Source organism: Priestia sp. ST2 (assembly GCF_055810735.1).
In genome coordinates this window covers 1,090,384-1,116,015 of record NZ_JBVVNT010000001.1, presented here as the reverse complement: position 1 = coordinate 1,116,015, position 25,632 = coordinate 1,090,384, and the positions used below count along the sequence as shown (strand labels likewise).

Here is a 25,632-nt window from a genome sequence, read left to right as displayed (position 1 = left end):
GTCTTTAAACAGCCCGCTTTGAAGCAGCTAGAACACTTTTTAGAAAGAAGGAAATTTATTTTATGTCTAAACAAAATAAGCTACTTATATTTGTCTTAACCTTAGGAGCTTTCGGCATTATAAATACCGAAATGGGGGTTATAGGGATACTGCCCTACATTGCGGATCACTTTCATATCAGTGTATCAAAGGCCGGGTGGCTGGTGAGTCTCTTTGCTCTTACTGTATCAATATCCGGTCCAACTATGCCGTTATTATTTTCAGGAGTCAATCGTAAGAAAGCGATGTTGCTTGTGCTTGGTATTTTCGTTTTAGGTAACATTATCTCTATCTTTACGTCTAACTTTGCTGTTGCAATAATTGCGCGTGTGATTCCAGCTATCTTTCATCCAATTTATTTTTCAGCAGCTTTTACAATGGCTGCGAACTCAGTCAGTAAGGAAGACGCTCCAAAAGCTGTTTCCAAAGTCTTTATTGGCGTATCCGCAGGTATGGTGCTTGGTGTACCAATCGCAAGCTTTCTTGCAAGCACAGTTTCGTTTCAACTTTCAATGGCATTTTTCGCTGTTATTAACGCTATAGTATTTATTGCTACATGGGCATTCTTCCCTTCTATGCCTGTTAAAGAAAGACTTTCCTACGGAACGCAGCTCAGCGTATTAAAAAACCCTGTTACTTGGCTTTCCATTATGGCTGTCCTTTTACTGAATTCAGCAGTATTTGGGGTATACAGTTATCTTGCTGAGTATCTTAAAACCGTTACGAACCTCTCTGGAAAATTAATTAGTTTTATGTTGATCCTATTCGGATTGGCCAATATTATGGGAAACATTATTGCAGGGAAGTTACTTACGAAAAATGCCATCAAAACGGTAGTAGTTTTCCCTTTTGCATTGGGAGTCGTTTACATCATTTTATTCTTCATCGGACAGTTTACTTGGCCTATGGCTATCATGACTTTAGTTTGGGGAATATTCGCTGGTATAGGAATGAATATTAATCAATATTGGATTTCATCAGCGGCTCCAGAAGCTCCTGATTTCACGAATGGATTATTTTTAGCATCCGTTAACTTAGGAACAACAATTGGTACAGCTGTAGGTGGACTATTTATATCAGGAATGGGTACAGAATACTTCGTACTAGTGGGGATCTTGTCATTAGTATTGAGCGTAGTATTTATTTTACCAAGAAGCTACACGCATCGTCCTATAAAACAGCTTTCTAAATAAGTCATCAATTCAACTCTCTTTCGGGATCCCTTTGTTTTGTTTTATTGCATCTATGAAGAGCAGGAATCTATTCTAGCCAATGCTTACATTATCAATGGATAAAAACGGAAATTTAAGATAAAAAAATACACTAAAGTTACACTTGTTCCCTTGCCATTATATCCCTGTCACAAAAGACGTTTTTTTATGACTTGCTAAGGGAATTAAAAAAGAAATTCAAGAAAAAGAGGGAGTTACAATGGCAGAAATGGGAAGAAAAGAAGACTACGGGGAGATTGAAGTAGGTAAATACGAATTGTTCTTTAAAAAGAGTTATAAAGTTATAAATACGATTAATGACTTCTTGATAGGCATCTGGTTCCTAATTGGCAGTATTTTATTCTTCTATGATTCCTTAAAAAATATAGGGATTTGGTTATTTGTTCTTGGGAGCGTGCAATTGCTCATTCGTCCGACGATTAAATTAGTGCACGATTTTCACTTACGTAAATATTTAAAGGAAGGTTATCGCAATAAATAATCTTCTTTACAAACAATTGTTCTTGTGAATTCTATATATTAAAAGGAGGTATACGCTAACGCGTACACCTCCTTTTAATTCCACTTTTAAATCAAATATATCACTCTAAGTCTAACCCTTTTTCATTTAATTTATGAGAAGTCACAGCAATTACAAACTTTCCATCATCCAAATCTTTTTTATGAGAGGTTAGCTCCTCTGTGGGAATACCTAAGTTTGTTGCACGGTCTTCTTCATTTGAGTAGTTTTGGACCACAAAAAATTTCTTTAATTTATCTAAAAAAGAATTTGGCTGGGCCCCTCCAGTCATATCTTCCTGAGTGACTTTATCTTGGTCAGCAGCAGATAGCTTATCCACGTTTACATTCGTTCTATAAGCTAGATTGCCCGCTGCGGTCTCTTGATTAGTTAGAACTGTAATTTCATTATCCTCATACCCTATCATTCTTAATTTCTCAATTCTAGTTAATGTTTCTTCCGGCGACTCATATACACCTATAATACTTTTACTCATAAAGCTTTCCTCCTTCATTAAGATCTTTTCTCCTTACTTTTTATGTACCCGCTATTCTACCCTTCTTAACAATAGACCCGTAGTTAAAAGAGTGAATCAAATGATTTTCCCTTTTAAAGGAATTCGATTAAATAAATGCTAGCTTGCTTAAGGCAAAACGTTTATCTAAAAAAGATTACCTTCCCTTGGACTGGGTATATATTCATTAAAAGATAATAAAAGGGAGATGAGAAAAAAGATGAAACATGTAAAGGCTCTTATTATAAAGTTTGCAATGAGCGCTGTAGTCTTAGGCATAGTATTTACAGGCATTTATAATTACGCTTTTAGTGACATTATACTAATCGGTTTAGTCCTCACAGTTGTCGCTTATGCCCTTGGTGATTTGTTAGTATATCGCAATGCTGCTGATGACTCAGACTACAAAAAAAGAAACATTGTCGCTACAATTTCTGATCTTATTTTATCTTTTTTAGTCATCTGGATAATGGGGGCATCCTTTTTTGGAAATACCATACCTGTTATTCAGGCGACTGTAGTATCAGCTATTGTTATAGCCGTCGGTGAATGGTTCTTCCATAAGTATCTAGATAAAAATGTTCTTAACACTAATAACTATAAAAATACCGATGCGACATATAATAAATAACTTATTAACAGGAAGAGCAAACCTCAAAAATAGACAGATTAGTAAAAAGAGAGACTGGAATAAAAGTATTTTAGTCAAAGGAAGATCCGAACGATGAACCGAGATTCTTGATAAAGAATCAACTTCGTTCGGATTTTTTCATGGTTATGGTGAACGTAGATTTCATATATATTTGCTTCTAGCTGTTGATTGGAGGGAAATCAACAGCTGTGTAATAAGTGATTCATACTAAAGCATGCATTCCAGTTGTTCGTCTTTAGATTAAAGGGATTTAGTTATGCCTCACTTTCCTTTTTTAATTCTGAGAGATGTAATTATGGTAACTAAGAGTTTATATATTATATAAGAAAAAAAACATCTCTTTTTAACATTGAATGTACTTGTTTACACCGGGTCACGAAAAGAATAACTTTAAAAAGATTTACCCTTCTGTCTTACTTATTGATCGGATAGCCTTATATTCTGGTTTCCACATAGCTTTTTCTATTAATTTTTCTACATCCTGTTCTTGAACTCTAGATACACCATCTTTAATAGCAGCTTTTGCAACAGCTATAGCCACTGTTTTGGATACGTTTTGAAGATCTTTAATATGAGGAAGTAGCGTATCACCTTTGGTTTGAGTTTCGGCCATATGAGCGACTGCGTTTGCCGCTTCAGCGAACATCGTCTCTGTAAATTTTTCAGCTTTTACAGCAATTGCGCCTAGACCAAGACCAGGAAATACAAAGGCATTATTAGCTTGGCCAATTTCATATGTTTTTCCTCTATATTCCACTGAATCAAATGGACTTCCTGTTGCAATTAATGCTTTGCCATCTGTCCAATTTATAATATCTTTCGGGGTAGCTTCAGCTAACTTAGTAGGGTTAGATAAAGGCATAATCACAGGTCTTTCTACATGGCGAGCCATTTCTCTAATAATTTCTTCCTTAAATGCCCCTGTTACTCCCGATGTTCCAATTAAGATAGTAGGTTTTACTTGTTTAATTACTTCTAACAAAGGTACTTTATTTTCCTTATCTTTTTTCCAATTCTTTATTTCTTCTAATTTACGGGCATAGGGCTGCTGGAACGAAGCTAAATCATTTATCTCCTCCGTTAACAGTCCTCTATAATCATAGGCCCAAAACCTATCATATGCGTCCTCTTCCGAGAGACCTTCAAGAACCATCGCACTGTGGATTCGGTCAGCGTTTCCAATACCTGCAGAGCCTGGTCCAAAGACAACAATACGATGATCGTTTAGGGAGGTTTTTGTAATTTTTAAAGCAGTCAATATAGCACCTAATGTAATCACACCCGTACCTTGGATATCATCATTAAATGTTAAAAGATGATCTCCATACTCTTCTATAATGCGTCTGGCATTTTTATTTCCTAAGTCCTCCCAATGTAACAATGCTTTTGGGAACTTATTTATTATTTTATTTACAAATTGATCGATAAATTGATTGTAAGCTTCGCCTGTCACACGCTCATGGCGATTACCTAAATAAAGCGGATCTTTAAGTAATTCTTTATTATTGGTTCCTACGTCTAACACAATGGGAAGAACGCGGCTCGGATCAATACCAGCAGCAGCTGTATATACCGCTAATTTACCCACTGCAATGTTAATTCCGCCTACTCCCCAGTCTCCTATTCCAAGAATGCTTTCTGAGTCTGTAACTACGATTAAATCAATATCTTCTGAGCTTAATTCTACATTTTCTATCGCTTCTTCCATTTTGTCCGCTTCATCAATAGACAAATACAGACCATCAGGACGGTGATATTGATGGCTATATTCTTGAATAGCTTCTCCGACGGTTGGTGTGTAAATAATCGGCAGCATTTCACTCAAATGATCTTTTAATAATCGATAAAACAATACTACATTTCGATTATGCAGGTCGTTTAATAAATTATTTTTTTGCAGATCATTTGATGCATTCTTAAACTGTTGATAAGCACGCTGTACTTGTTCTTCTAATGTCAGTACGGTAGGCGGTAATAATCCATCTAACTTGAGTTCTTCTCTTTCTCTTTTTGTAAATGCAGACCCTTTGTTTAGATAAGGTCTCGATAAAATATTTTTCCCGTTTAATGGTGTTTGAACGAAACTCTTTTGTGCTTCAGCAGAAGATCTCATATATTATCCCCTTTCCGTTTTTAAAAGAATGTAAAAACCAATGTTTTTCTTATACCATAGATATCATTATGCTTAACTAAGATGTTTTCTTGTTGCCTACAATACTTTTAAACGGAGAAGCTCTTCCCTAAACATATAATTAAGGCGACACTTTAGTTTGTATTCAGATAGGTCAAGTGGAAAGAAGCTTTATATGCTATGCTTTTTGGACGTTAACATAGTTAACTAAAGAAAAATTAGTTTTACGATAGTGCTCTTCAGCAAACTAAAGCCCCCATGGTTAAAAATCTTTCTCTCGTATCATAATAATTTCGAGGTGAAAGATATGTATAAACTGTTATCACATACGGATTTAGATGGAGTTGGATGCGGAATTTTAGCAAAGTTAGCTTTTGGAGACAGAATAAAAATTCGTTATAACTCTATTGCATCGCTTAACCGTGAAGTAGAATGGTTTTTAGAAAATGAAGAAAGAAATACACATTTATTTATCACGGATTTATCAGTAAACGAAGAGAATGAAAAGAGACTTGAAGAGTTTTATCAAACAGGAGGAAAAGTCCAGCTGCTTGATCATCATAAAACAGCTCTTCATTTCAACGAATATAAATGGGGACACGTTGTCGTGGAAGATAACGAAGGGAACTTAGCCTCAGGAACGTCCTTGTTTTATGAATACCTTATAGAAAATGAACTTATCCAGACTTCCAATGCGATTGATGAATTTGTAGAACTAGTAAGGCAGTATGATACTTGGGAATGGGAAAAGAACAACAACCAAGAGGCACACAGGCTAAATGCTCTCTTCTTTTTAATATCTATTGACGAGTTTGAAGAAAAAATGGTTAACAGGCTTCAAAACAGTGACCACTTCTTTTTTGACGAGTTTGAACAGAAGATATTAGATATGGAAGAAGATAAAGTAGAACGTTATATTCGTCGAAAAAGAAGAGAATTGGTGCAAACCTCTATAGGTGACTATTTAGCAGGAATCGTGTACGCTGAATCGTATCATTCAGAACTTGGAAACGAATTAGGAAAAGAATATCCTCACCTTGATTACATTGCCATATTGAATATGGGAGGAAAAAGAATTAGTCTTCGGACCATTCATGATCACGTGGATGTATCAGAAGTTGCTGGTCACTATGGAGGCGGAGGTCACGCAAAAGCTGCTGGATGTTCGTTAACTAATGAGGCTTATAACCAGTTTGTAACAGATACATTTCATCTGGATCCTGTGCGAGAGGATGCAAGAAGAAACCGATATAATTTGAAAGAATCTTCATCTGGTTCTCTCTACGAAACTCAAAATGATGATATGTTCTTTGTTTCTCTTCAGAATGAAAATGAATGGATAATTGAAAATAGCAAAGGGCTATCGATTCATACATTTAAAAGCTTTAAGGAAGCAGAAATCTTTTTAAAAAGGAATTATGCCGCTTGGTTAGTAAGAGATGATATCTTTGTAAAGTACTTGATAAGGTATATAAAAAAACTAAAGCACGGAGAATAAGCACCGAAACATATTTTGAATCATCTAAATGAATGAAAGATGTAGAAGAGCTATTAAACAAAAATGAAGTAGCTTTTCCCTGAACGTTCAGAAGCAGGCTTGAATGATATGCCATGCGGAGCACGTTTTCAAGACCCAGAAGTCGCAGCGGCTATCTTCATGGAGATAGCCGCTGGTATAGTTGCTTATAGCTAATTAATTGGCTCGTCTATTCAGAAAAATATTGCAGCGATGTTTGGTCAAATTCACAGATTGCAAACATTGAGCTTTCTATAAATACAAAAATGTTTCTTAGCTCATTACGGTAACTAACTTTATCTATGATATACATATTAGTGAATTAATTTAATCCCATATTCTAGGTCGATCAACCTCCATGATCCTCAAATACTGTAAGAGTTGTCCAGCGTGTACGGATTCATGATAGCCTATCCGCATCAACATATCCCCTAAAGAACGAATATAACCAACATCTGAACGGTCTATTTGAATGTTAGTTAAATCTTCTTCAGAAAAAGTAGTAATCATGTCTAAAAATTGTTGGTGGTAGGATGCTGCAAACTCCAATTCATCCTTTATAGATTGTAAGGGTCTTTTTTCAAAAGGAGAATCAAATTCCTTTAAGCTGCCAAAATTTTCGATAGCTAGATGATAATAGTATTCTGACTCCAAGACATGACGAACCATTTCTATGCATGTCATAGCTTCTTTATCTGGCTTCCAATCAAGTTTATCATCAGGAATTGCTTGCCAAACCTTTATACTTCTTCTTCTAATCTCTTTTATATTTAATACTATTGCATCTGTTCCATTCATTTCCATCCCTCCTCTTATCATCATTTTACATCATTTCCCCAAAACAAAGAGGTGAATTTTCAACTAAACTTATTTCAAATATTCATGGTCCTTATGCTGAGTATAATAACTTTCATCCTTTAAGTAGTGAATATATTGGTCATTCTCACATCTCTTTTAAAATAGCACGCTGAGGCTATGTTACAATGTAATTATAAGGAAAAAGAGGTGAATATAGTTATGTTAACAGCGATAGTTATAACTGTTTCTGTTTTAGGTTTAGCGTGGAGTGTTGGACAAAGAAAGCAATATCAGTAACTTTATAGATTGTCTGTATGTAGAATTGAGATGGTTATAAATGAGTAAAAGAAATATTTTAGTCAAATTAATGTTCTTTTTAGGATCATTTTCTATAACAATTTTTGGATTTATTTTAAAACAAGGATTAACCGCATTGCTTTTATCTGCTGTCTTTATCATCTTGGCAGGTTTCTTAATGAAAACTGAAGTTACAAAAACAGGCTCTAAGAGAACTTAAAGCCTGTTTACTTACCTTTCTTCCTTAAAATCCTTTTTTATATTCCAAAACGTTTTCTTTAAATCATCATAAAAAAACATCGTTAGAAAACCTAGTATGGTAACACCAGCTGAAAATGTACCCAAATCTAAAAACAGTCCTGCAAATACAAGAATGATTCCGATAATAAAACCAGAGTCTGATAAATCCTCACTCTTTTTTCGATCGATTCCTATTTTGCTTTGAAAAGATTGATCCCCTTTAATCAATTCATCCAACGTCACATTATAAAGTTCGCTTAACTTAATAAGGTTCTCAATATCAGGATACCCTTTATTATTTTCCCACTTATAGACAGCTTGTCTAGATACATTCATTTTCCCAGCTAATTCTTTCCTGGACATCTTTTTCTCTTCGCTTCACTTCTGCAGCTGTTCCCCTAAATTCACCTTCATCACCTCTAAGGCTTAGCTTACAATGAATATGTAAAAAATTCCATAAACGCTTAGTAACAAGCTGTAAACCATTGGTTAACACAGCAGGTATTAGTACTAATCACTATACATGTCCTCATTTAACAAATAAAAAAAGCTAGCATAAAGCTAACTTTTTTAAGTTAGAGATAAAGGCAGGCTAATAATTAGCAACCGCCAAATCCTCCCCAACAAGCACAGCCAATAATGATTAATAAGATAAACAGCACGATAATTAAAGCAAAACCACTGCCACCGCCGTAACCGCAGCCGCCGCCATAACCATAGCCACAACCTCCGCCATAACCGCCAAAGAACATAAACTTCACCTCCTTCTCGTTCATACATTTAGCATATGATGAAAAACGAAATTTGCTCCCCGAACTGGATAGACTACGTTTTATATCACTATAAATAAAAAATAATAACCTTTTAGTTTCTTTTACATACAATGAAGCATCCTCAGATCCCATATATGAGTTTTACTCCCTCTGCAATAGATTATTTGAATTCCGCCCAATCAGTTCTATTGCGTATAAAAGCAACCCCGCACAACCTAGAATAAAAAAGTCTTTCTCAAATTAGAGAAAGACTTTTTTATTGTTATTAATAGCCAAATCCGCGGCCGTAACAGCTGCATCCAATAATGACAAGAAGAATAAACAGGACAACTAATAAAGCAAAACCAGAACCTGCTCCACCATAACTAGACATACAAACACCTCTTTTCGTGGTATTTAACTAAAGGAAAAAACTTTAAATATACATGGGTTAAGGTATTATATGTAGACATAGCTCATATCGATTGGATTTTGGTCAAAAATAGGCTACTTTGTTTAACGATAGCTAAATAACATCCTAAATTTCACATAGTAAAAACCCTTCATTGTTAAAATGAAGGGGCTTTTTTGGCTATCAGCACCAAGGACGAGGTCTAGGAGGGCAGCTTGGAGCACAAAAATGGTGATGCGTTTCCTGATATAGAACGGATTCTGTATGAGGGAATGAGTGCATATATTTATAATTTTTTTGATAAACATTTGTGGTATGACTAGGGTGCATCACTGGTACAAACACATCTTGACCAGTAAAAGATGTATTTTGTTTAACTGGGTCATACTGAGCAGGCATGGTTTGAGGAGGCAATTGGCCACAAGGTTTAGCTTGAGGATAACCGCAGCTGCCTTGCTGAGGATACATAGCCCCTTGATAACCACCGTAATTAGAGTGCTGATAAGGATAGTTGTTTCTCATATTAAAAATCTTCTCCTTTCTGTTAGTAGACTCCTATTACTGTATGTGAAACAACCATAGAATGTTTGGACAAATACCTAAAAAAGACCCTAATTATTTAGGGTCTTTTCTACTAAGAGAAAAAGAAATGTGTATCCTTAGTAACATAGCTATGAGACTAAGAAATAGAAGTTTTTTTAATGTCCATTATTCCTCAAGATTAACATCCATCGCTGCGTTATCAATATTATTTAAAATGGTTTTGTTTTTATCGTCTAATTCATTACGTAAAAGTGAATTACGCGTCGCTTCGTATAAATCGTAGCTTCTTTCGTCAACTGGAGAATTATGATCTTCACATATCATCTTTTCTGATTCTTTGGATTGATCTGCCATATCAGTCACCTCCTCTGTGTAGTATGTGAGTTGATTAGAAAAAACATAAGAATTTTATCTGGCCACCGTTGGGTAAGGTTTAATCAACGGTTGGCTGTTTCTGTATATTGTGTTTACATATGACCTAATATTAGGTGGACACAACCGTTTCTTGAGCATGCTTTTGAATGATTTCTGGAACTTCCAGCAATGAATTAACAGTTAGCAATTTACCTTTTGGCGCAACATCAATTTTAACTTGGTTGTAGCTCCACTCCAGTTCAGAAGGTACGTGAATCGCATATATTCCAGCTTCTACTGCCGGCCTTATATCGGTTTTTAATGAATTGCCAATCATCCAAGTCTTTTTTGGATCGTACTTAATTTGGTTTAGTATTTCTTTTAACGCACATGTATCTTTTTGTTCAGAAATAAATACCCTTTTTTCAAAGTATTTAGCTAGCTCTAGCTGAACAATTTTTCTACCTTGATTTTCCTCGTCTCCACCTGTGTGCAAGTAGAGATCATGTCCTTGTTCTTTAAGCTTATCTAATACTTCATACATATTTGGCAAAGGCTCTATCGGTACTTCAAATACACTTTGACCAATTTTTTTGACTCTTTCGACTCTATCGTCATGGATATCTTGATGATTTTGTTCACTAAAAAATAAATAAGTGTCTACTAATGATTCTGGAAAACGGGAAGAGTGAAGGCCATGCTTTTCGATACTTTTTAAATCTATCTCTAACTGCTTTTGTTTTATTTCTTCCTTAGTCAGATTCTCAAACCATTCCTGCAATTGAGCCACAAAAGCATTTATGGTGTCTCTAAAATATTTATTACAGTGAACAAGCGTATCGTCTAAATTAAAAAGTAAGGTTTGCTTCTGCATTTCGTTAAATCCTTTCTACAATGGATGTACAGACAGTATATGAAAAAACACTAACCACTTTTATTACCTATCCAAACCTAACACGAAGGTGAATTTCCCAATACGTTAGGCACAAGCAATTGATTACTATACTGAAATGAGAATATTTAGTGGAAAGACCCTTCTAGCGTATAAAATAGAAGGATCTTTTTATAAGATAAAAAGCTGCAGGATATTCCTGCTAATAAATATAACGTTCAAAATGTTTTCTATTCATGTTGGTTTTGAACGTAGAGGTACTCAGTCCTGAGCGATTTATTAGCGGTTGGCTGCCTTCGTCTTTTTTAGGTATATTCATTTCAAGACCTTGTATAGTGAAAGGATCATACATATACGTTGTTCGTTCAGTTTCTGTGTGCGACATTAACTTCACCTCTATTAATAGCCCTCATTTTTTCAAATCATGTTAACTCGTTTACAGCAGGTTCTTTAATGAAAATATCTGCGTTTCATAAGTCTTTTCGCTTAAAAAGATCCGCCGTTTTCTACTTTTTTTTATTAAGTTGTAATTTCTTGTGGATCTTCGCCTTCAAGGTCAGTGAAGAAATTTTCTAAGGTTTCCCTCGGATCAAGAGCACGCCCATCTTCTTCGACAATACGGTTAAGCGTAGGGTCATTATTGCTATCTTTATTTTTATAGTTGTTATAATCAACTCTTTCTGCAATTCCTGAATTATCAACGCCTTTAAAGTCTTTCTTTGGCATAAAAACACCTCCTAGCCCTATTGTTTGAAAATTTGAAGATAAAATAAGTGGAAGGTTAAGTTATATTTTTATTTCCCGAGAATTAATTAGATACTTGTTGCAAAGAGCCATGTACAACATGCTTAATTGTTTTACGAACTGGGGAAACTAAAGCGTCAAAACTTACTTTACTGAGGAGGAATATAAGTGGAAGGAAACCCTAGCACAAGACAGTTTCAGGATGATTTAAAGCAGTATCAAATGCCAGATTCAGTAAAACAACAAAAATCTGGAACTTATCGAGTTGGATTTGAATCAAACACTGGAATTGAAAAAGTACAGAATCAGCAAGAAGAAAAAGAAAAGAAATAAGCTTGATCAATTTATACTTTTACATGACGAGGAGGGCATCCCATGGATCAACAAAAAATGTTAGCAAATGAATTAAGTAACATGCTTACAGAAAATAAGCTGCCGATTACAATTGAAGAAGATATTCATAAAATCTGCAGAGGTTTACAGTCAGGTGAAATCAGCGTGAATGATTTGAAGGAAAAAGATCCTTTTGTTGTAAATGCAGTTCAAGAAGCAATGGATAGAATCAATAAACCTAACTCTTAAAATAGATATAAAAAGCAATCCTTTGAGGCAGCTTTTTGAATATTGATCGTTTTCATCAAGCAAAAGACTAACTCTTTATAGAGTTAGTCCTTTGTCCTTCAAATAATATACCCATGAACATGAAAAAAGAATGACAAACGAATTGTCATTCTCTCTCCTACACATGGCAAGCGTTTAGTTTTTAGTCACAAGGAAATGAAACATCTAATCCCACTTTTTACAGTGTCGGTTGTTTCTAAAAATTAGTATGTCATCATAATAAGGAAATATACATCCATTATTTACCACGAATACATCTCTTCCACAATAGGAAACTTAAGAAAAACAAGGAGGTGACACAACATGGCAAACAACAACAGCAGCAACAACAATGAATTATTAGTATACGGTGCTGAACAAGCAATCGATCAAATGAAATATGAAATCGCTAGCGAATTTGGTGTAAACCTTGGTGCTGATACAACTGCACGTGCAAACGGATCAGTAGGTGGCGAAATCACAAAACGTCTTGTACAAATGGCTGAGCAACAACTTGGCGGCGGACGTTTCTAAGACAACTTTATAATTGATGGCTGAAGGAAGAATGGGTCTCCATTCTTCCTTTTTGTACGAATAAAAAAGTAAGGAGAGATCATATGCAGCAACATCAATCAGCTAAAGAAAAGGCGGGTTTTACTGAGAAACCAGCAGTTTCTGCAACAAATGCACAAAAAGTAAAACAAGAAATCCAAAGAGACGTAAGTGAAGGACAAGGTGCAATGACTTCTCGAGAAGCAGGCGCAATGCGCGATTAAAAATCAATTTGAGCGGTTTTTAATCCTCGATTCTTTGTACAAAAACTAAAAAAGTACCTCGATTAACTGAGGTACTTTTAGCAGTCTACTCTATTTCGGCGCGGGAGCTGCTTTGACTTCGGTTGTTTTTCATCGGGTACATGCTGGTGAAACACAAAGGCAAACATTCTAGTCCCCAATATATAAAAGTCGATTCTGCCTTGTTCACCTGAAAAATAATTAGTTTGTATTTTGTCCCCCGCCATTCAGCCCTTCTTTTATGTACGCATTAACCTGACTATTTGAAAGCAATCCAATATGTCCAATGCCATAAAGTTGAATATTTCTTGCTCCTTGCAGCCTAGAGAGACTATTAGCAACAATTTGATCATTTATGCTGTAGATCGACGTATAAAGAATTTTTTGATTGAGATTTGTACCTGGGAGTGCTGTCGAAGAAACTAAACCATTCGCTCCTCCTAACGTCACGACATTTTCAATCTTATTTCCTCCCCCTAGATATTTAATATAGTACAGCGTATTTGCTCCGCCCATACTATGAGCAACAATATCTACCTTCTTAGCTCCCGTCTCTTTCAACACCTGATCAATGTATCGAGCAAGCTGAGGTCCATTATTCAAATTGTTGCCTGTCTTATCTATAAAATCAATAGCATAAAGATCATTGCGATCCCACCCTTGAGCAATTAAATAGTTTTTGATAGCAATAAAGTTATAGGACGCACCGCTGATTCCATGAACAAGAACAACCGGATTATGATTTGATTCAGCTTTAGCATTCGAAGGCTGAATTCCTAATGCAGATACAACTAGGGATAAAGCAAGAATTAATACGACAAACGTTTTCTTCATTTCTTTTCTCCTCCTCAAAATATGTAAGTAACAACATCTATAGATTATATATAAAAATCCTAATATGGTAAACTTATACTTATAAGGTATTTAAAGTTATATTTATTTTTTATCTATGAGTATTTTTATGACAAAAATCATCACCTAAGCTTTTCTGTAAAAAATAAGGAGGCGAAGAAAGTTGTATTGGATTTATCTATGTTTGGCTATTCTTTTTGAAGTTGCTGGGACTACGACCATGAAATTATCAGAAGGTTTTACTAAAGTTATACCAAGTGTGTTGCTTATACTTTTTTACATTTGTAGTTTATACTTTTTGACATTAACGTTAAAAAGTATAGAAGTTTCAATTGCTTACGCTATTTGGTCGGGTATGGGGATTATAATTATTACGCTAATTGGATTTATGTACTTCAATGAAAGTGTAAGTCTGCTAAAAATCGTTGCTATAGCCCTCATTATTATCGGTGTAGTGACATTAAATATGACCGGGGAAAAAGAAGCTAATGCTAGTAAATCCACTTTGGAAGAACATATTAGATAAAAAGATGAAATATTTAAAACCTTTTTCTCATGACTACAAGCTATTGCGTATTGGGCATTTATTAAAGATTTCGATTTAACATGGCGGGCTTTTAATTTGTACTTGATGATTTACCCTCTATTCTTTATAAAACTATTTATAAAAGATAACAGTAATCAAAAAAAGCACTTTTCCATGTAATAAAGATATTAATGTACATATAAAAGGAACAGATCCCCTTAAGGGGATCTGTTCTTCAAGTTAATCTAGTTGCATAAATTGTTGTAATTTCTTTCTTGTACGTTGCTTGGCTACTATCTTTATCCAATTCCTATTAGCCTTTAAAAAATCAGTGGAGAAACGCCCTTGCTTAAGTTCCATTTATTTAAGGTAATCAATTCAATTTCTTGATCTGCAAAGAAACAAATACCTTTTGCATTGTCTGCAGGATAGATTCTGCTCGTCATCACTTTCTCGCCTTCATTAATAAAAACTTCGATGGACGATTTATCAACAAACAGATGAAGATGCAAGTGATTATCATTTAATCCAACAGATGCTTTTCTTATTCCCCCATCACCTTCACCTGATTTATCACGATTAAAGATAAACAAACTTTCTAGCCTATCATAAGTTAAGAGCGTTTCCTGGTGAGTGTCATTATCTGTTCTCACTTTTATTCCGAACTGTGAAGCAGCTTTTGCGTTAATTTTCACTTCAAGTTCATAACAATCACCTGAAATACCTGTAAGTTCTTGTTCTCCGTTAACCGTGATATTTTTATACTGCACGTGATGTTGACGAAGCTGCTTAAGCTCTGGAATTGGTTTACTAATTATATTCCCTTGTTTAGTAGAAAGCTCACGCGGAATAGTCATTGCGCCTGCCCAATTGTGTTTTTGTTCAGGCATGCTGCTTTCCCACATAGCCATCCACGCTATCATAATGCGTCTGCCATGTTCATCTTCTGTCGTTTGAGGAGCATAAAAGTCAAACCCGTAGTCCAAAAGCTGAAAGTCTTCATGTTGAAGCAGCCCTGTTTGATAGTCTAATTTCCCTTTTACATATCCAGCTTGATGCAAGTTATGATAGAGATCTCTTTCCGGTTTTACTCCTTGAGGTGACATAACAAGCACGTCCTGTCCTTCGAGACTAAAAAGATCTGGACACTCCCACATAAAACCAAGATTTCCTTGGCTTTTGGCCATTACATTCATAAACTCCCAATTCAACAGATCTCTTGAACGGTACAAAAGAACTTGCCCTTCATGATCCTTTGTACGTGATCCAAGAACACAATAATAATAGCCGTCTTTCTTCCATACTTTTGGATCTCTAAAATGATGAGGATGAATATCCCCTTCAGGCACTGAATCAATAACTGGATTTTGAGGTACTTTATTAAAATGAACGCCGTCTTCGCTTACAGCAAGACACTGAACCTGTCGTAAGTCCGTATCATAGTTATCCCCTGTCCACACATTCCCTGTGTACATTGCATAAAGCTTTCCGTCTTTTTCAATTGCACTTCCTGAAAAACATCCATCATGATCGTATTCTTCACTCGGAGCAAGAGCGATAGGAAGTTGTTCCCAGTAAGTAAAATCTTTACTTTTTATATGCCCCCAATACATCGGCCCCCACTCGGGAGAGTAAGGATGATGTTGATAAAATAAATGATACTCACCTTTATAAAAGCTGAATCCATTTGGGTCATTCATCCAGTATGCTGGTGTAGACACATGATATTGTAGTCGCCAATGATTCTGATCAACAGACTCCTGCTCGTTTAACACAAATTCCATTGCCTTTGAGATTTTTTCTTGATGTTGATTTCTTAATGTTTTCAAAAGATTTCGCCCTGCCTTTCTATACGTGAAGGAGTCAATTGTGATAAAAAGAGATTAAAATGATGAATCAATTTCACAAACAATGGACTCGTAAGGTCGTAATTTTATCTGATTTAGGTGTAATTCTAAATGTTCATAGTTGGATAAAATAACATTTTTTATATTAAAATCTAAGCTTAGAGTTAACTCTTTATTATCAAAGTTAGCAATCACCGCTATTTTTTTATCGTTCAACTCTCTCGTGTAGGCCATGATTTGCAGGCTATCTTTAAACCTGTCTTCGTATTTACCAAAAGCAATAATATCTGAATATGGACTGCTTTTTCTTAAACTAATTAACTTTTTATAGAAATAAAATAAAGAATTACGATCTTTTAAAGCATTCTCGACGTTAATAGAAGAGTAATTAGAATTTATCTCTAGCCACGGTGTACCTTGGCTAAACCCTGCATATTCAGAATGATTCCACTGCATAGGTGTTCGAGAATTATCACGACTGCGTCTCCAAATCGCTTCTAATGCTTCCTCTTTTGAGAATCCTTCTTTCAGCGCAGAGTAATATTGATCGATTGAAGCCAAGTCATTATAATGCTCAATTGATGGATACTCTACATTTGTCATTCCAATTTCTTGCCCTTGATAGATAAATGGTGTCCCTTTTAATAAGAAATAGACGGTAGCTAACATTTTAGCTGGAATAGGTCCTATATCTTCTGGTTTAATAAATTTGTTTAAAGAACGAGGCTGGTCATGGTTTTCTAAATAAAGCGCTCCCCACCCTGTGTGGTTATAGAACGTTTGACTGTCAGAAATGGTTTTTTTGAAATCAAGTAGATTCCAATTATACGGTTTATACCATTTTCCTTCTTTTCCTACATCTAAATCGACATGATCGAACTCAAAAAGCATACTAAAATGTCCGTCTTCTCCCGCATAAATAGGCAGTTCTTTGTGTGATACCCCAGGTGCTTCTGCTACGGTTAAGATACCAGGTGAAGTAAAAGCTTCTTTACGTAGTTCACTTAAAAATTCATGAATGCCTTGTTGATTGGTTTCAATTACATTCATTCCATCATGCGAATCATCAAAGTCTTGTCGTTTTTTTATAAATGTAATGGCATCTACTCTAAAGCCGCTAATTCCTTTATCTAACCACCATCTGACCATTTTATAAACGGCATTTCGAAGATCAGGGTTTTCCCAATTAAGATCAGGCTGTTTTTTAGAAAATGCATGAAGATAATACTGTCCGGTTTGTTCATCATACTCCCAGCACGAACCGCCAAAAATAGATTTCCAATTGTTAGGCGGAGTCCCGTCTTCTCTTCCGTTTCTCCAAATATACCAATCTCTTTTAGGATGATTTACATCACTTTTTGATTCTATGAACCATTCATGTTCATCCGAAGTATGGTTAACGACTAAGTCCATAATAATCTTTATATCTCTTTTTTTAGCTTCATGAATTAATAGATCCATATCTTCCATAGAGCCAAATTCCTCTGCAATTGCTTGATAATCAGAGATGTCATATCCGTTATCGTCCATTGGTGATTGATAAACTGGGCTTAACCAAATAACGTCGATACCTAACTCTTTTAAGTAATCTAATTTTTGAATAACTCCTTTTAAGTCACCAATTCCGTCACCATTAGAGTCATAAAAACTTTTCGGATAAATTTGATATACAACTGCTTCCTTCCACCATTGTCTATTCTTTATTGTAGCGCTTTCTTCATTCATTCTTTCACTTAGTTGAACCATTTCTATCAGCTCCCGTATTTTTATATTAAAATTATGTACTTATTCTTTGTTTGTATGGTACCGATACCATATTTGGTTAAAAAAATTTTTGCTATTAAAAAGTCTGATATGACTCTTCTTCCTTAAGATAAATTCATTGTATTACATCATGGGAACGGTTTCAATAACTTTTCTGAAAATTTTTCAAAAAAGGTGAGAACGAATAAATTCAGTTCTCACCTTCATCTGTTATCTGCTATTACGTTGAACTTCGAACAACCAGCTCGATTGGAAGTTCAAAAGTTTCCACTTTTACTTCAGAATCATTCAACATATCAATAAGAGTTTCCATTGCTTTAATCCCCATCTGATCAATAGGTTGTCGTATAGTTGTTAGCTTTGGATCTAACATTTGTGCAAGAGGTTGATCATCAAAGCCAATAATAGCCAAATCATTAGGTATTTTTAGACCGCACTCTTTGGCTTCAATCATCATTCCCCCGGCAATTTCATCACTTCCTGTAAATATAGCCGTTGGACGATCCTCCATTGACAGGATTTTTTTAACTACTTGTTTTCCGTCTTCAATACTGTGTTGATTAACAAAAATCCACTTTGGATCCGGCTCGATCCCTGCCTCTTGAAGTGCTTTTTGATAACCTTGATTACGGTCCTTGTCCTTGCCTTCCTCTGCAAACAATCCACCTGTACAGTACCCAATTTTCCGGTGGCCTTTTTCAAGTAAATGCTTTACGCCTATATATGCACCCTTGTATTGATCTAATCGAACAATTGGAACATTTGCGTTGTTTACATATTCATTGCATAACAAAATAGGACCAGATTCAGTAAACGATTCTATGATACTCCAGTCATTTTCAATAGAGGTCATAATAATTCCGTCAACTTGCTTTGTTTTTAGTAAATTTAAAAAGGCCAATTCTCTCTCTTTATCTTCATTACTTTGAAAGATTAATACGTGATAGCCGTTTTTATAAGCAACTTGTTCAATTGAATCGACTAAATAAGAGAAAAATGGATTTACGATTCTTGGTACAATAACACCAATTGTAGTCGTTACCTGTCCTCTTAACTTTCTTGCCGAAGGGTTCGGGGTATAGTTAAGCTCTTTCATTGCTTTTAGCACCAGATTTTTTTTCTCTTCTGAAACATATGAATGATTGTTTATAACACGGGAAACGGTTGTCTTTGATAACCCCGATAATTTTGCTACGTCATATATGGTAGGCATTTATTTATCACTCCATCACTAACTGAAATCAGTTTCATACTTATTTTACGTTAAAAAAGAGCCAAAATGCAATGAATGAATTCGTTTGCATCTCTATATCATGTGTTCAATAAGAATACCAGTAAAATCGCTGTGACTCTTTAAGACAGAACCTTTTTATATAAAATGTTTCATGATTAATAAACCAGTATACTTAAAAGCAGTTATTTCATAAGTAAGAAACCAGTACCACACTAAAAAATACATTACACTTAAAAAAACCCTTTTTAAAAGGGTAGTTTTGTTAATTATTTTCTTATTGACATATGAAATCGGTACCATATATAATACAATCAAATCGAAAACGCTTTCTAAATAAAATTTAGATACATAAACAGCAAAGGGGATTTAAATATGCAAAACAATAAACTTTACTGGAAGCTAAGCAGTTTCTTTTTCTTGTTCTTCTTATCTATTGCCTCTATTTTCACTTTTTTTGCTATCTGGTTGGGACAAAGCCTTAACCTTTCCGGAGCACAAACGGGTATTGTTTTTTCTGTAAACGCTATCTTCACTATGCTTTTCCAACCGCTTTATGGATATATCTCTGACAAATTGGGGTTACGAAAGAATTTATTATACTTTATTTCAATTTTAGTTATTTTATCTGGACCATTTCTCATTTTCATCTATCAACCTCTTTTAAACTGGAATTTTTGGATAGGAGCCCTGACAGGCGGGTCTTATCTTGCCATCACTTTTTTAGCTGGTATCTCAGCTATCGAGTCATATATCGAAAAAGTTGGCAGAAAGTATGAGTTTGAATTCGGTCGTGCAAGACTTTGGGGATCAATAGGAGCCGCCGTGGCAGCTGCTATTGGTGGACGAATGCTTAACATTAACCCTGATATCAACTTTTGGATTGCATCGGGATCAGGCATTCTCTTATTACTTGTTATTTTCCTTACAAAAGTAGAAGTATCCACTATCGAAGAAAAGAAGGCAAAATCCCTTTCTGTTCAAGATTTGGGCAGTTTATTTAAACGAAAAGATTTCTGGATTTTTATGATTTTTATGCTCGGGACGGGCTGTATTTATAATGTCTTTGACCAGCAATTTCCTGTATATTATGCCTCTCTGTTTCCAACAGAACAATTAGGAAACCAAATATTTGGTTACTTAAATGCAGGTCAGGTCTTTTTAGAGTCCGGTATGTTATTAGTTGCTCCATTCATTGTCCGTAAAGTAGGTCCTAAAGGAGGTTTAGTTTTAGCGGGAATTATTATGATTTTGCGCGTGATAGGTTCAGGTCTAGTATCAGATCCATACAGCATTTCATTTATTAAGCTTCTTAACGCACCAGAGTTTGCCATTATCATCGTTTCTGTGTTTAAATATCTGGCTACACATTTTGATACAAAATTCTCTTCAATTTTATATTTGGTTGGCTACCAATTCGCGATGCAGCTAGGGGCCGTTATACTTTCTCCTATCGTAGGAAACCTATACGATTCAATTGGTTTTCGTCAAACATACTTAATCATGGGGGTTATTGTCACTACCTTTACTCTATTTGGTGCATTTCTTTTAAGAAACCAGAATCAAGCATCTAAAGATAGGAACGATTCAAAACTTACTGCTTAGAATCAGGAAAAATATAATAAATAGGCTTAAAACTTCAAAAATATCTTTTAGGGTGTTCCTATTACTTGAAAGCCTTCGCTATAATTAGCAAAGGCTTCTTTTTGGTGAGTTTCTTCTATTATAAAGTGATCTTTTTTATAGTACTTTCATATTGCTTTATTACTTTATAAAATATTGTTTTCTTCATATTTTCTTCTTTCATGACTTGTACAGTTTTGTTTTAATTTTATTTCCATCATTTATAAACTTCCGTAAACTCCTGGCTAACTTTAGCTTTAGGTCTTTCAAAAGTTATCCTCATGTTTAGCGCAGCCTCAATTTTCTCTCCTCGATGCTTGCAAATACAATCTCTTTCTTTTAGGAGTACCAAAACAGAATTTTCAGAATTAAATCCGTAATAAATGTTCCAAAACTAACCTAGCCTTATTACTGAGCTGTATCCAACAATAGCATATCCAAGACTGTAATAGCTGCCTCACCCTCTTTTTTGATGACATTCTACTCTTTACAGGCTTTCTTTTTTATTACAACCAAAACGATCTAACCAATAAAGATATTGGCAGGTTCATTCAATCTAAATTCAGTTATCACATTGTAGTAACTTTTATGCTTCGTTAGTTACTTTCCTTTGTAACAAATTAATGAAGGAAAGAAGAATGAATGTATAAAAAAGTAATATAAGGAAAAATTACTAGTGAATATTGGAAAAACCAATGTCCTCTTCATTCGATGACATTCAAAAGTGGAGGGTTATTAAAATATGAACAGCGCCTGGAATCGCCTGATAAAAAAAGCCAGAAAACCAAAAAAAATGCCCCTTCAGTATGAAGAAACCACTTCAAATGACGAGACTCTTCATTCATCTTTGACTGAAAACCTGACAAAAGTAAAGAACTCTTTAGGTAATAGTGGAGATTTAGTGGTTCGAGATTTCAAAATGGGAAAACCCTTTTTATGTAAAGTAGCTTCTATTTATATAAATGGATTAACGGATAAAGAAATTTTAGGAAACTCCATTATAGAAAGGCTGATGAACGATGTAGAGATGGTTAAAGAGGAAGCCCCTTATGGACCAATCGAATTAGGGATGTACATAAAAGAACATATATTAACTATTACAAATGTGGGAGAGATAACGAATTTCGATAAACTTTTTTTCCATCTTTTATCCGGCGAAACAATTGTCTTAGTTGATGGATGGAATCAAGGCTTTGCCTGTGCGGCGCAAGGAGGAGATCTTAGAGCCATTTCGGAACCCGTAGCAGAATCGTCCGTTCGAGGCCCTCGAGATAGCTTTACAGAGTCCCTTATCACTAATACGGCAATGATTCGTCGTCGTATTAAGAGTCCAAACCTCTGGTTAGAAACGAAGGAAATAGGAACAATCACGCAAACTGGCGTTGGGATGATGTACGTAAAAGGAATTGTCAATGATAAGCTTCTTACAGAAATTAAAGAAAGATTAGGTAAAATGGAAGTAGATGAAGTTCAAGGCTCTAATACAATTGAAGAATGGATTTCCGATGAAACCTGGACCCCTTGGCCCACTGTTTTTATCACAGAACGCCCCGATGTGGTGGCAGGAAATCTATTAGAGGGAAGAGTTGTGATTTTTGTGAATGAAACACCTACGCCTCTCATTGTCCCTGCGACTTGGAATCAATTTTTCCAAACGGCGGAGGATTATTATTTGCGTTGGACAATGTCTAGCTTTTTGCGCATATTGAGAATCATTTCTTTTTTAATTACTCTTCTTGGCCCATCTTTATTTATTGCGTTTCTTTCATTCCATCCAGAATTAATTCCAACACCGTTGCTGATTAATTTGGCAGCCCAACGTCAAAATATTCCATTTCCCATTATTATAGAAGCGCTATTGATGGAATTTACCTTTGAAGTATTGCGAGAAGCTGGTGTTCGTATGCCGCGTCCCGTTGGTCAGGCTGTTTCCATCGTCGGGGCTCTTGTATTGGGAGAAGCAGCTGTTTCAGCTGGGATTGTTTCAAGCGCGATGGTTATTGTCGTGGCAGCTACGGCTATCGCAAGCTTTACCATTCCTCATTATGCAATGACAGATGCTACTCGTTTACTTCGGTTTGGAATGATGATTTTAGCTAGTTTTTTTGGATTATATGGTATTGGATTAGGAGTAATCATGTTAGTAGCTCATACGTGCAGCTTGCGTTCCTTTGGTATTCCGTACTTAGCTCCTTTTGCTCCTGCCATTTTAGCTGATCAGAAAGATTCCATCTTCCGTTTTCCTTTACCTTTTATGTCTAAACGCCCCCGTTTAATTAGTCAGGTGAAAACGAAGCGAACAGACACTAATAAAGATCGCGGTCCTTCACCAAGGGAAGGAAAGATGAAAAATCAAGAATCAAAGAGGGATTCTGATGAGACATAAATCATTGATGCTTCTTTTGCTTTCCGTATTGTTAGTCTTCTTGTCAGGATGCTGGGACCGCGAAGAGCTACAGCAGCTAAGTATCGTTTCAGGGATGGCTATTGATAAAGGCAGTGACAAAGTAAAGAACAGATATAGAGTTACGGTTCAAATTATCAATCCTTCACAAGTAGCTGGTGGACAACAAGGAGGAAAAGTTCAAGCTTCGCCTGTGACAACCTTTACTGAAACAGGAAGTACCCTTGCTGAGACCCTTCGAAAGATTTCAACAAAGTCACCTGGAGAGCTTTTCTTTCCTCACCTTCAAATCTTAGTTATCGGCGAGAAGGTAGCGAAACAAGGAATTGAAGATTTATTTGATATGATCGAACGGGATAGCCAGTTTCGGGTTCTTTTTCCAGTTTTAATTGCAAGAGGACATATTACAGCGAAAGAAACGCTAGAAGTCACAACATCTTTAGAAGCCATCCCCTCTGCAAAGATTAGTGATGCTTTAAAATCTTCTGAAGAGGACTGGGGAACCTATAAAAGTACGCGTGCAGATCAAGTGATTCAGGGGCTAAAAGAAGGAAGTGTAGTAGTCACAGGGGTTAAGATTAACGGGGAGAAAGAAAGTGGGAATGCGACAACAAATACACAACAAGTTTCTCCAAGTGCAAACATTGAAATTAAAGGGATTGCTCTTTTTAAAAATGGAAAGTTAAAAAAATGGTTGGATGGGCCTCCTGCACGAGGAGTGACATGGATTACGAACGAAATGAAACGAACCGTGATGAATCTTAATTGCGGAAAGAAAAAGGATGCCATCGCAATTGAAATTTCGCGTTCCAAATCGTCTACCCATGTAACATTCAAACATCAGAAACCCGTTATCTATATTACAGTTCGTGCAGAAGGAACAGTCTTAGAAAATAATTGCTCTATAGATCTTGCCAAATCACAAGCACTTGGCCAACTAGATGAACAATTAGAAGAAGAGATTAAACAGGAAATACTATTGACAGTAAAAAAAGCTCAAAAGCAAAAAAGTGATATCTTCAATTTTGGTGAAACGGTTAATATAGCAAATAAACATGTGTGGAACAACATTCATAATTCATGGGAAAAAGATATTTTTCCGAAAACAGAAGTTCACGTGAATGTACAAGCTATTATTCGTCGCACAGGTATGACAACCAAGTCCTATATAAACAAATAAAATAATCATAAAGGGTAAAGAAAGGAGTTGAGAGACGCATGGAAAAAGCAAAATTAAGTGTCATTCAACTCTTTGCTCTTATGTTTATCTTCGAAATGGGAACAGCATTGATTGTTAGTTACGGAACAAATGCCAGAAAGGATGCTTGGCTTGCTATTCTGTTAGCCTTGTGTGGAGGAGTCGGATTATTTTACATCTTTTACTTTTTATATCGTCAATATCCCAATTTGCTCTTCACTGGATATATAAGAGAAATATTTGGTAAGTACTTTGGATGGATAATTGGTTTGCTATACTGTCTTCACTTTTTGTATATTTGCGGAAGGAATGTACGTGAATTAGGAGATTTATTGGTTTCATCTACCCTGTCGGAAACTCCTTTACTAGCCATTAACCTTACGCTTGTACTTGTGATATGCTACGTCATTCATCTCGGGATAGAAGTAGTAGGGAGAACAGCAGAAGTATTTATTGTCGTTTTACTCTTACTTGGAGCGGCAGGGAATTTTTTTGTTCTTGTATCAGGAGATGTTGATTTTCACCAGATACGCCCCGCTCTTGAACACGGATGGCAGCCTATCTTCACCACGGCTTTTCCCCACCTGCTCATTTTCCCCTTTGGCGAAATGATTGCTTTTACAATGCTATTACCATATTTAAATCGTCCTCAATTAGTAAAGCGAGCATGGTTGGGGGCTGTGATTTCAAGCGGGATGATTTTAAGCTGGACCGTTTTGTTAAATACATCGGTTCTGGGTATAGATGTGATGGAGAGGTCCGTATTTCCTACGTTGACAGCAGTTGGAAAAGTCAATCTATTCGATTTTATTGAAAGATTAGATGCAATTGTGGTGTTCACTCTGCTGATTACCGTCTTTTTCAAAGCATCTATTTATCTATATGCCGCGGTTATAGGAATAGCTGATTTATTCAAATTAAGAACGTACCATCAAATTCTTTTCCCAACCGGAACTATTGTCATTTTTTTATCTCTCACTATGGCCTCCAGTTTTTCGGAGCAAGGAGAAGAAGGCTTCCTTAATCATTATCTTTCGATTGCTCTTCTAATTGTTGTTCCCATGATCATGCTTTTAGTTTCTGTTATCCGCAATCATTTTGCAAGAAACTGAACAAGCAACGGGTTTAAACTAGTTTTATTACCAATCATTATGAAAACTTTTAGCAAACAATTAAAA

The 25,632-nt window shown here is 35.6% G+C and carries 30 protein-coding genes; 15 read left to right on the top strand and 15 right to left on the bottom strand.

Annotated features, from left to right (window positions below):
• Positions 1-62 precede the first annotated feature (62 nt).
• Both AC0KUU_RS05770 and AC0KUU_RS05765 read left to right on the top strand, forming a co-directional pair.
• The gene (locus AC0KUU_RS05770) at positions 63-1,232 is read left to right on the top strand and encodes an MFS transporter (protein ID WP_322552349.1); all 1,170 of its coding nucleotides are present in this window, start codon (positions 63-65) and stop codon (positions 1,230-1,232) included.
• 238 nt (positions 1,233-1,470) lie between these two features.
• Complete coding sequence (locus AC0KUU_RS05765) at positions 1,471-1,752, top strand: YrhK family protein (RefSeq protein WP_043978671.1); 282 nt, start codon at positions 1,471-1,473, stop codon at positions 1,750-1,752.
• A gap of 100 nt (positions 1,753-1,852) precedes the next feature.
• Here the strand turns inward: AC0KUU_RS05765 and AC0KUU_RS05760 are convergent, their stop codons facing one another.
• Entirely contained in the window at positions 1,853-2,266 is a 414-nt protein-coding gene (locus tag AC0KUU_RS05760; protein WP_043978669.1) for a general stress protein, read from the bottom strand.
• A 238-nt stretch (positions 2,267-2,504) separates the two neighbouring features.
• On the opposite strand from AC0KUU_RS05760, the gene AC0KUU_RS05755 reads away from it, so the two are divergent.
• On the top strand, positions 2,505-2,915 hold the full coding sequence (locus AC0KUU_RS05755; RefSeq protein WP_043978667.1) for a YndM family protein: 411 nt from the start codon (positions 2,505-2,507) through the stop codon (positions 2,913-2,915).
• 421 nt (positions 2,916-3,336) lie between these two features.
• Here the strand turns inward: AC0KUU_RS05755 and AC0KUU_RS05750 are convergent, their stop codons facing one another.
• Positions 3,337-5,049 (bottom strand): NAD-dependent malic enzyme, encoded by a 1,713-nt coding sequence (locus AC0KUU_RS05750; protein ID WP_043978665.1) that lies wholly within the window; start codon positions 5,047-5,049, stop codon positions 3,337-3,339.
• Positions 5,050-5,374: 325 nt separating this feature from the next.
• Here AC0KUU_RS05750 and AC0KUU_RS05745 point away from each other — a divergent pair, with 325 nt between their 5' ends.
• Positions 5,375-6,565 carry a DHH family phosphoesterase gene (locus AC0KUU_RS05745; protein ID WP_043978662.1) on the top strand — a complete coding sequence of 397 codons (1,191 nt, stop codon included), beginning with the start codon at positions 5,375-5,377 and terminating at the stop codon, positions 6,563-6,565.
• A 345-nt stretch (positions 6,566-6,910) separates the two neighbouring features.
• On the opposite strand, the gene AC0KUU_RS05740 is transcribed toward AC0KUU_RS05745, so the two are convergent.
• Positions 6,911-7,381 (bottom strand): DinB family protein, encoded by a 471-nt coding sequence (locus AC0KUU_RS05740; RefSeq protein WP_043978659.1) that lies wholly within the window; start codon positions 7,379-7,381, stop codon positions 6,911-6,913.
• 337 nt (positions 7,382-7,718) lie between these two features.
• On the opposite strand from AC0KUU_RS05740, the gene AC0KUU_RS05735 reads away from it, so the two are divergent.
• A complete protein-coding gene (locus AC0KUU_RS05735; RefSeq protein WP_162214785.1) occupies positions 7,719-7,898 on the top strand; it encodes a hypothetical protein in 180 nt (59 codons plus the stop codon).
• Positions 7,899-7,909: 11 nt separating this feature from the next.
• Here the strand turns inward: AC0KUU_RS05735 and AC0KUU_RS05730 are convergent, their stop codons facing one another.
• From AC0KUU_RS05730 to AC0KUU_RS05695, 8 genes are all read right to left on the bottom strand, one after another.
• Positions 7,910-8,281 carry a helix-turn-helix domain-containing protein gene (locus tag AC0KUU_RS05730; protein ID WP_237074234.1) on the bottom strand — a complete coding sequence of 124 codons (372 nt, stop codon included), beginning with the start codon at positions 8,279-8,281 and terminating at the stop codon, positions 7,910-7,912.
• 236 nt (positions 8,282-8,517) lie between these two features.
• Positions 8,518-8,670: a YjcZ family sporulation protein gene (locus AC0KUU_RS05725; protein WP_013058439.1), complete on the bottom strand. Its 153-nt coding sequence runs from the start codon at positions 8,668-8,670 to the stop codon at positions 8,518-8,520.
• 286 nt (positions 8,671-8,956) lie between these two features.
• A complete protein-coding gene (locus tag AC0KUU_RS05720) occupies positions 8,957-9,064 on the bottom strand; it encodes a YjcZ family sporulation protein (RefSeq protein WP_016766356.1) in 108 nt (35 codons plus the stop codon).
• Positions 9,065-9,265: 201 nt separating this feature from the next.
• Positions 9,266-9,604: a CotD family spore coat protein gene (locus tag AC0KUU_RS05715; protein ID WP_052500300.1), complete on the bottom strand. Its 339-nt coding sequence runs from the start codon at positions 9,602-9,604 to the stop codon at positions 9,266-9,268.
• A gap of 186 nt (positions 9,605-9,790) precedes the next feature.
• Positions 9,791-9,979, bottom strand: coding sequence for a hypothetical protein (locus tag AC0KUU_RS05710; RefSeq protein WP_013058440.1), 189 nt, complete (start codon positions 9,977-9,979; stop codon positions 9,791-9,793).
• 130 nt (positions 9,980-10,109) lie between these two features.
• Entirely contained in the window at positions 10,110-10,853 is a 744-nt protein-coding gene (locus AC0KUU_RS05705; RefSeq protein ID WP_322552350.1) for an HAD family hydrolase, read from the bottom strand.
• Between the two features lie 220 nt (positions 10,854-11,073).
• Positions 11,074-11,256, bottom strand: coding sequence for a hypothetical protein (locus tag AC0KUU_RS05700; protein WP_043978652.1), 183 nt, complete (start codon positions 11,254-11,256; stop codon positions 11,074-11,076).
• A gap of 134 nt (positions 11,257-11,390) precedes the next feature.
• Positions 11,391-11,597, bottom strand: a complete 207-nt coding sequence (locus tag AC0KUU_RS05695) for a hypothetical protein (protein ID WP_016766360.1) — start codon at positions 11,595-11,597, stop codon at positions 11,391-11,393.
• 186 nt (positions 11,598-11,783) lie between these two features.
• Between AC0KUU_RS05695 and AC0KUU_RS05690 the strand changes: the two genes are divergently transcribed.
• The 4 genes from AC0KUU_RS05690 (at position 11,784) to AC0KUU_RS05675 (ending at position 12,991) form a co-directional block, all read left to right on the top strand.
• The gene (locus AC0KUU_RS05690) at positions 11,784-11,948 is read left to right on the top strand and encodes a hypothetical protein (RefSeq protein ID WP_165575917.1); all 165 of its coding nucleotides are present in this window, start codon (positions 11,784-11,786) and stop codon (positions 11,946-11,948) included.
• Between the two features lie 42 nt (positions 11,949-11,990).
• Positions 11,991-12,197, top strand: a complete 207-nt coding sequence (locus AC0KUU_RS05685) for a hypothetical protein (RefSeq protein ID WP_322552351.1) — start codon at positions 11,991-11,993, stop codon at positions 12,195-12,197.
• Positions 12,198-12,539: 342 nt separating this feature from the next.
• A complete protein-coding gene (locus AC0KUU_RS05680) occupies positions 12,540-12,749 on the top strand; it encodes an alpha/beta-type small acid-soluble spore protein (protein WP_013084442.1) in 210 nt (69 codons plus the stop codon).
• An 83-nt stretch (positions 12,750-12,832) separates the two neighbouring features.
• Positions 12,833-12,991, top strand: coding sequence for a hypothetical protein (locus tag AC0KUU_RS05675; RefSeq protein ID WP_165575916.1), 159 nt, complete (start codon positions 12,833-12,835; stop codon positions 12,989-12,991).
• A gap of 219 nt (positions 12,992-13,210) precedes the next feature.
• Here the strand turns inward: AC0KUU_RS05675 and AC0KUU_RS05670 are convergent, their stop codons facing one another.
• A complete protein-coding gene (locus AC0KUU_RS05670) occupies positions 13,211-13,843 on the bottom strand; it encodes an esterase/lipase family protein (RefSeq protein ID WP_043978647.1) in 633 nt (210 codons plus the stop codon).
• Positions 13,844-14,024: 181 nt separating this feature from the next.
• On the opposite strand from AC0KUU_RS05670, the gene AC0KUU_RS05665 reads away from it, so the two are divergent.
• Together AC0KUU_RS05665 and AC0KUU_RS05660 are read left to right on the top strand one after the other, a co-directional pair.
• Positions 14,025-14,387, top strand: coding sequence for a DMT family transporter (locus tag AC0KUU_RS05665; RefSeq protein ID WP_016765090.1), 363 nt, complete (start codon positions 14,025-14,027; stop codon positions 14,385-14,387).
• A 42-nt stretch (positions 14,388-14,429) separates the two neighbouring features.
• Positions 14,430-14,567, top strand: coding sequence for a DUF5360 family protein (locus AC0KUU_RS05660; RefSeq protein WP_372482312.1), 138 nt, complete (start codon positions 14,430-14,432; stop codon positions 14,565-14,567).
• A gap of 140 nt (positions 14,568-14,707) precedes the next feature.
• On the opposite strand, the gene AC0KUU_RS05655 is transcribed toward AC0KUU_RS05660, so the two are convergent.
• The 3 genes from AC0KUU_RS05655 to AC0KUU_RS05645 form a co-directional block, all read right to left on the bottom strand.
• Complete coding sequence (locus tag AC0KUU_RS05655) at positions 14,708-16,216, bottom strand: glycoside hydrolase family 32 protein (RefSeq protein WP_322552352.1); 1,509 nt, start codon at positions 16,214-16,216, stop codon at positions 14,708-14,710.
• 54 nt (positions 16,217-16,270) lie between these two features.
• Positions 16,271-17,980: an alpha-glucosidase gene (locus AC0KUU_RS05650; protein ID WP_322552353.1), complete on the bottom strand. Its 1,710-nt coding sequence runs from the start codon at positions 17,978-17,980 to the stop codon at positions 16,271-16,273.
• Between the two features lie 238 nt (positions 17,981-18,218).
• Complete coding sequence (locus AC0KUU_RS05645; RefSeq protein WP_165575914.1) at positions 18,219-19,211, bottom strand: LacI family DNA-binding transcriptional regulator; 993 nt, start codon at positions 19,209-19,211, stop codon at positions 18,219-18,221.
• A 393-nt stretch (positions 19,212-19,604) separates the two neighbouring features.
• Between AC0KUU_RS05645 and AC0KUU_RS05640 the strand changes: the two genes are divergently transcribed.
• The 4 genes from AC0KUU_RS05640 (at position 19,605) to AC0KUU_RS05625 (ending at position 25,566) form a co-directional block, all read left to right on the top strand.
• Positions 19,605-20,834 carry an MFS transporter gene (locus AC0KUU_RS05640; protein ID WP_165575913.1) on the top strand — a complete coding sequence of 410 codons (1,230 nt, stop codon included), beginning with the start codon at positions 19,605-19,607 and terminating at the stop codon, positions 20,832-20,834.
• A 760-nt stretch (positions 20,835-21,594) separates the two neighbouring features.
• Positions 21,595-23,238: a spore germination protein gene (locus AC0KUU_RS05635; RefSeq protein ID WP_043978636.1), complete on the top strand. Its 1,644-nt coding sequence runs from the start codon at positions 21,595-21,597 to the stop codon at positions 23,236-23,238.
• Entirely contained in the window at positions 23,228-24,436 is a 1,209-nt protein-coding gene (locus AC0KUU_RS05630) for a Ger(x)C family spore germination protein (protein WP_043978632.1), read from the top strand. Before AC0KUU_RS05635 ends, AC0KUU_RS05630 begins: the two co-directional genes overlap by 11 nt.
• Before the next feature lie 38 nt (positions 24,437-24,474).
• Positions 24,475-25,566 carry a GerAB/ArcD/ProY family transporter gene (locus AC0KUU_RS05625; RefSeq protein ID WP_043978630.1) on the top strand — a complete coding sequence of 364 codons (1,092 nt, stop codon included), beginning with the start codon at positions 24,475-24,477 and terminating at the stop codon, positions 25,564-25,566.
• Positions 25,567-25,632: the final 66 nt, after the last annotated feature.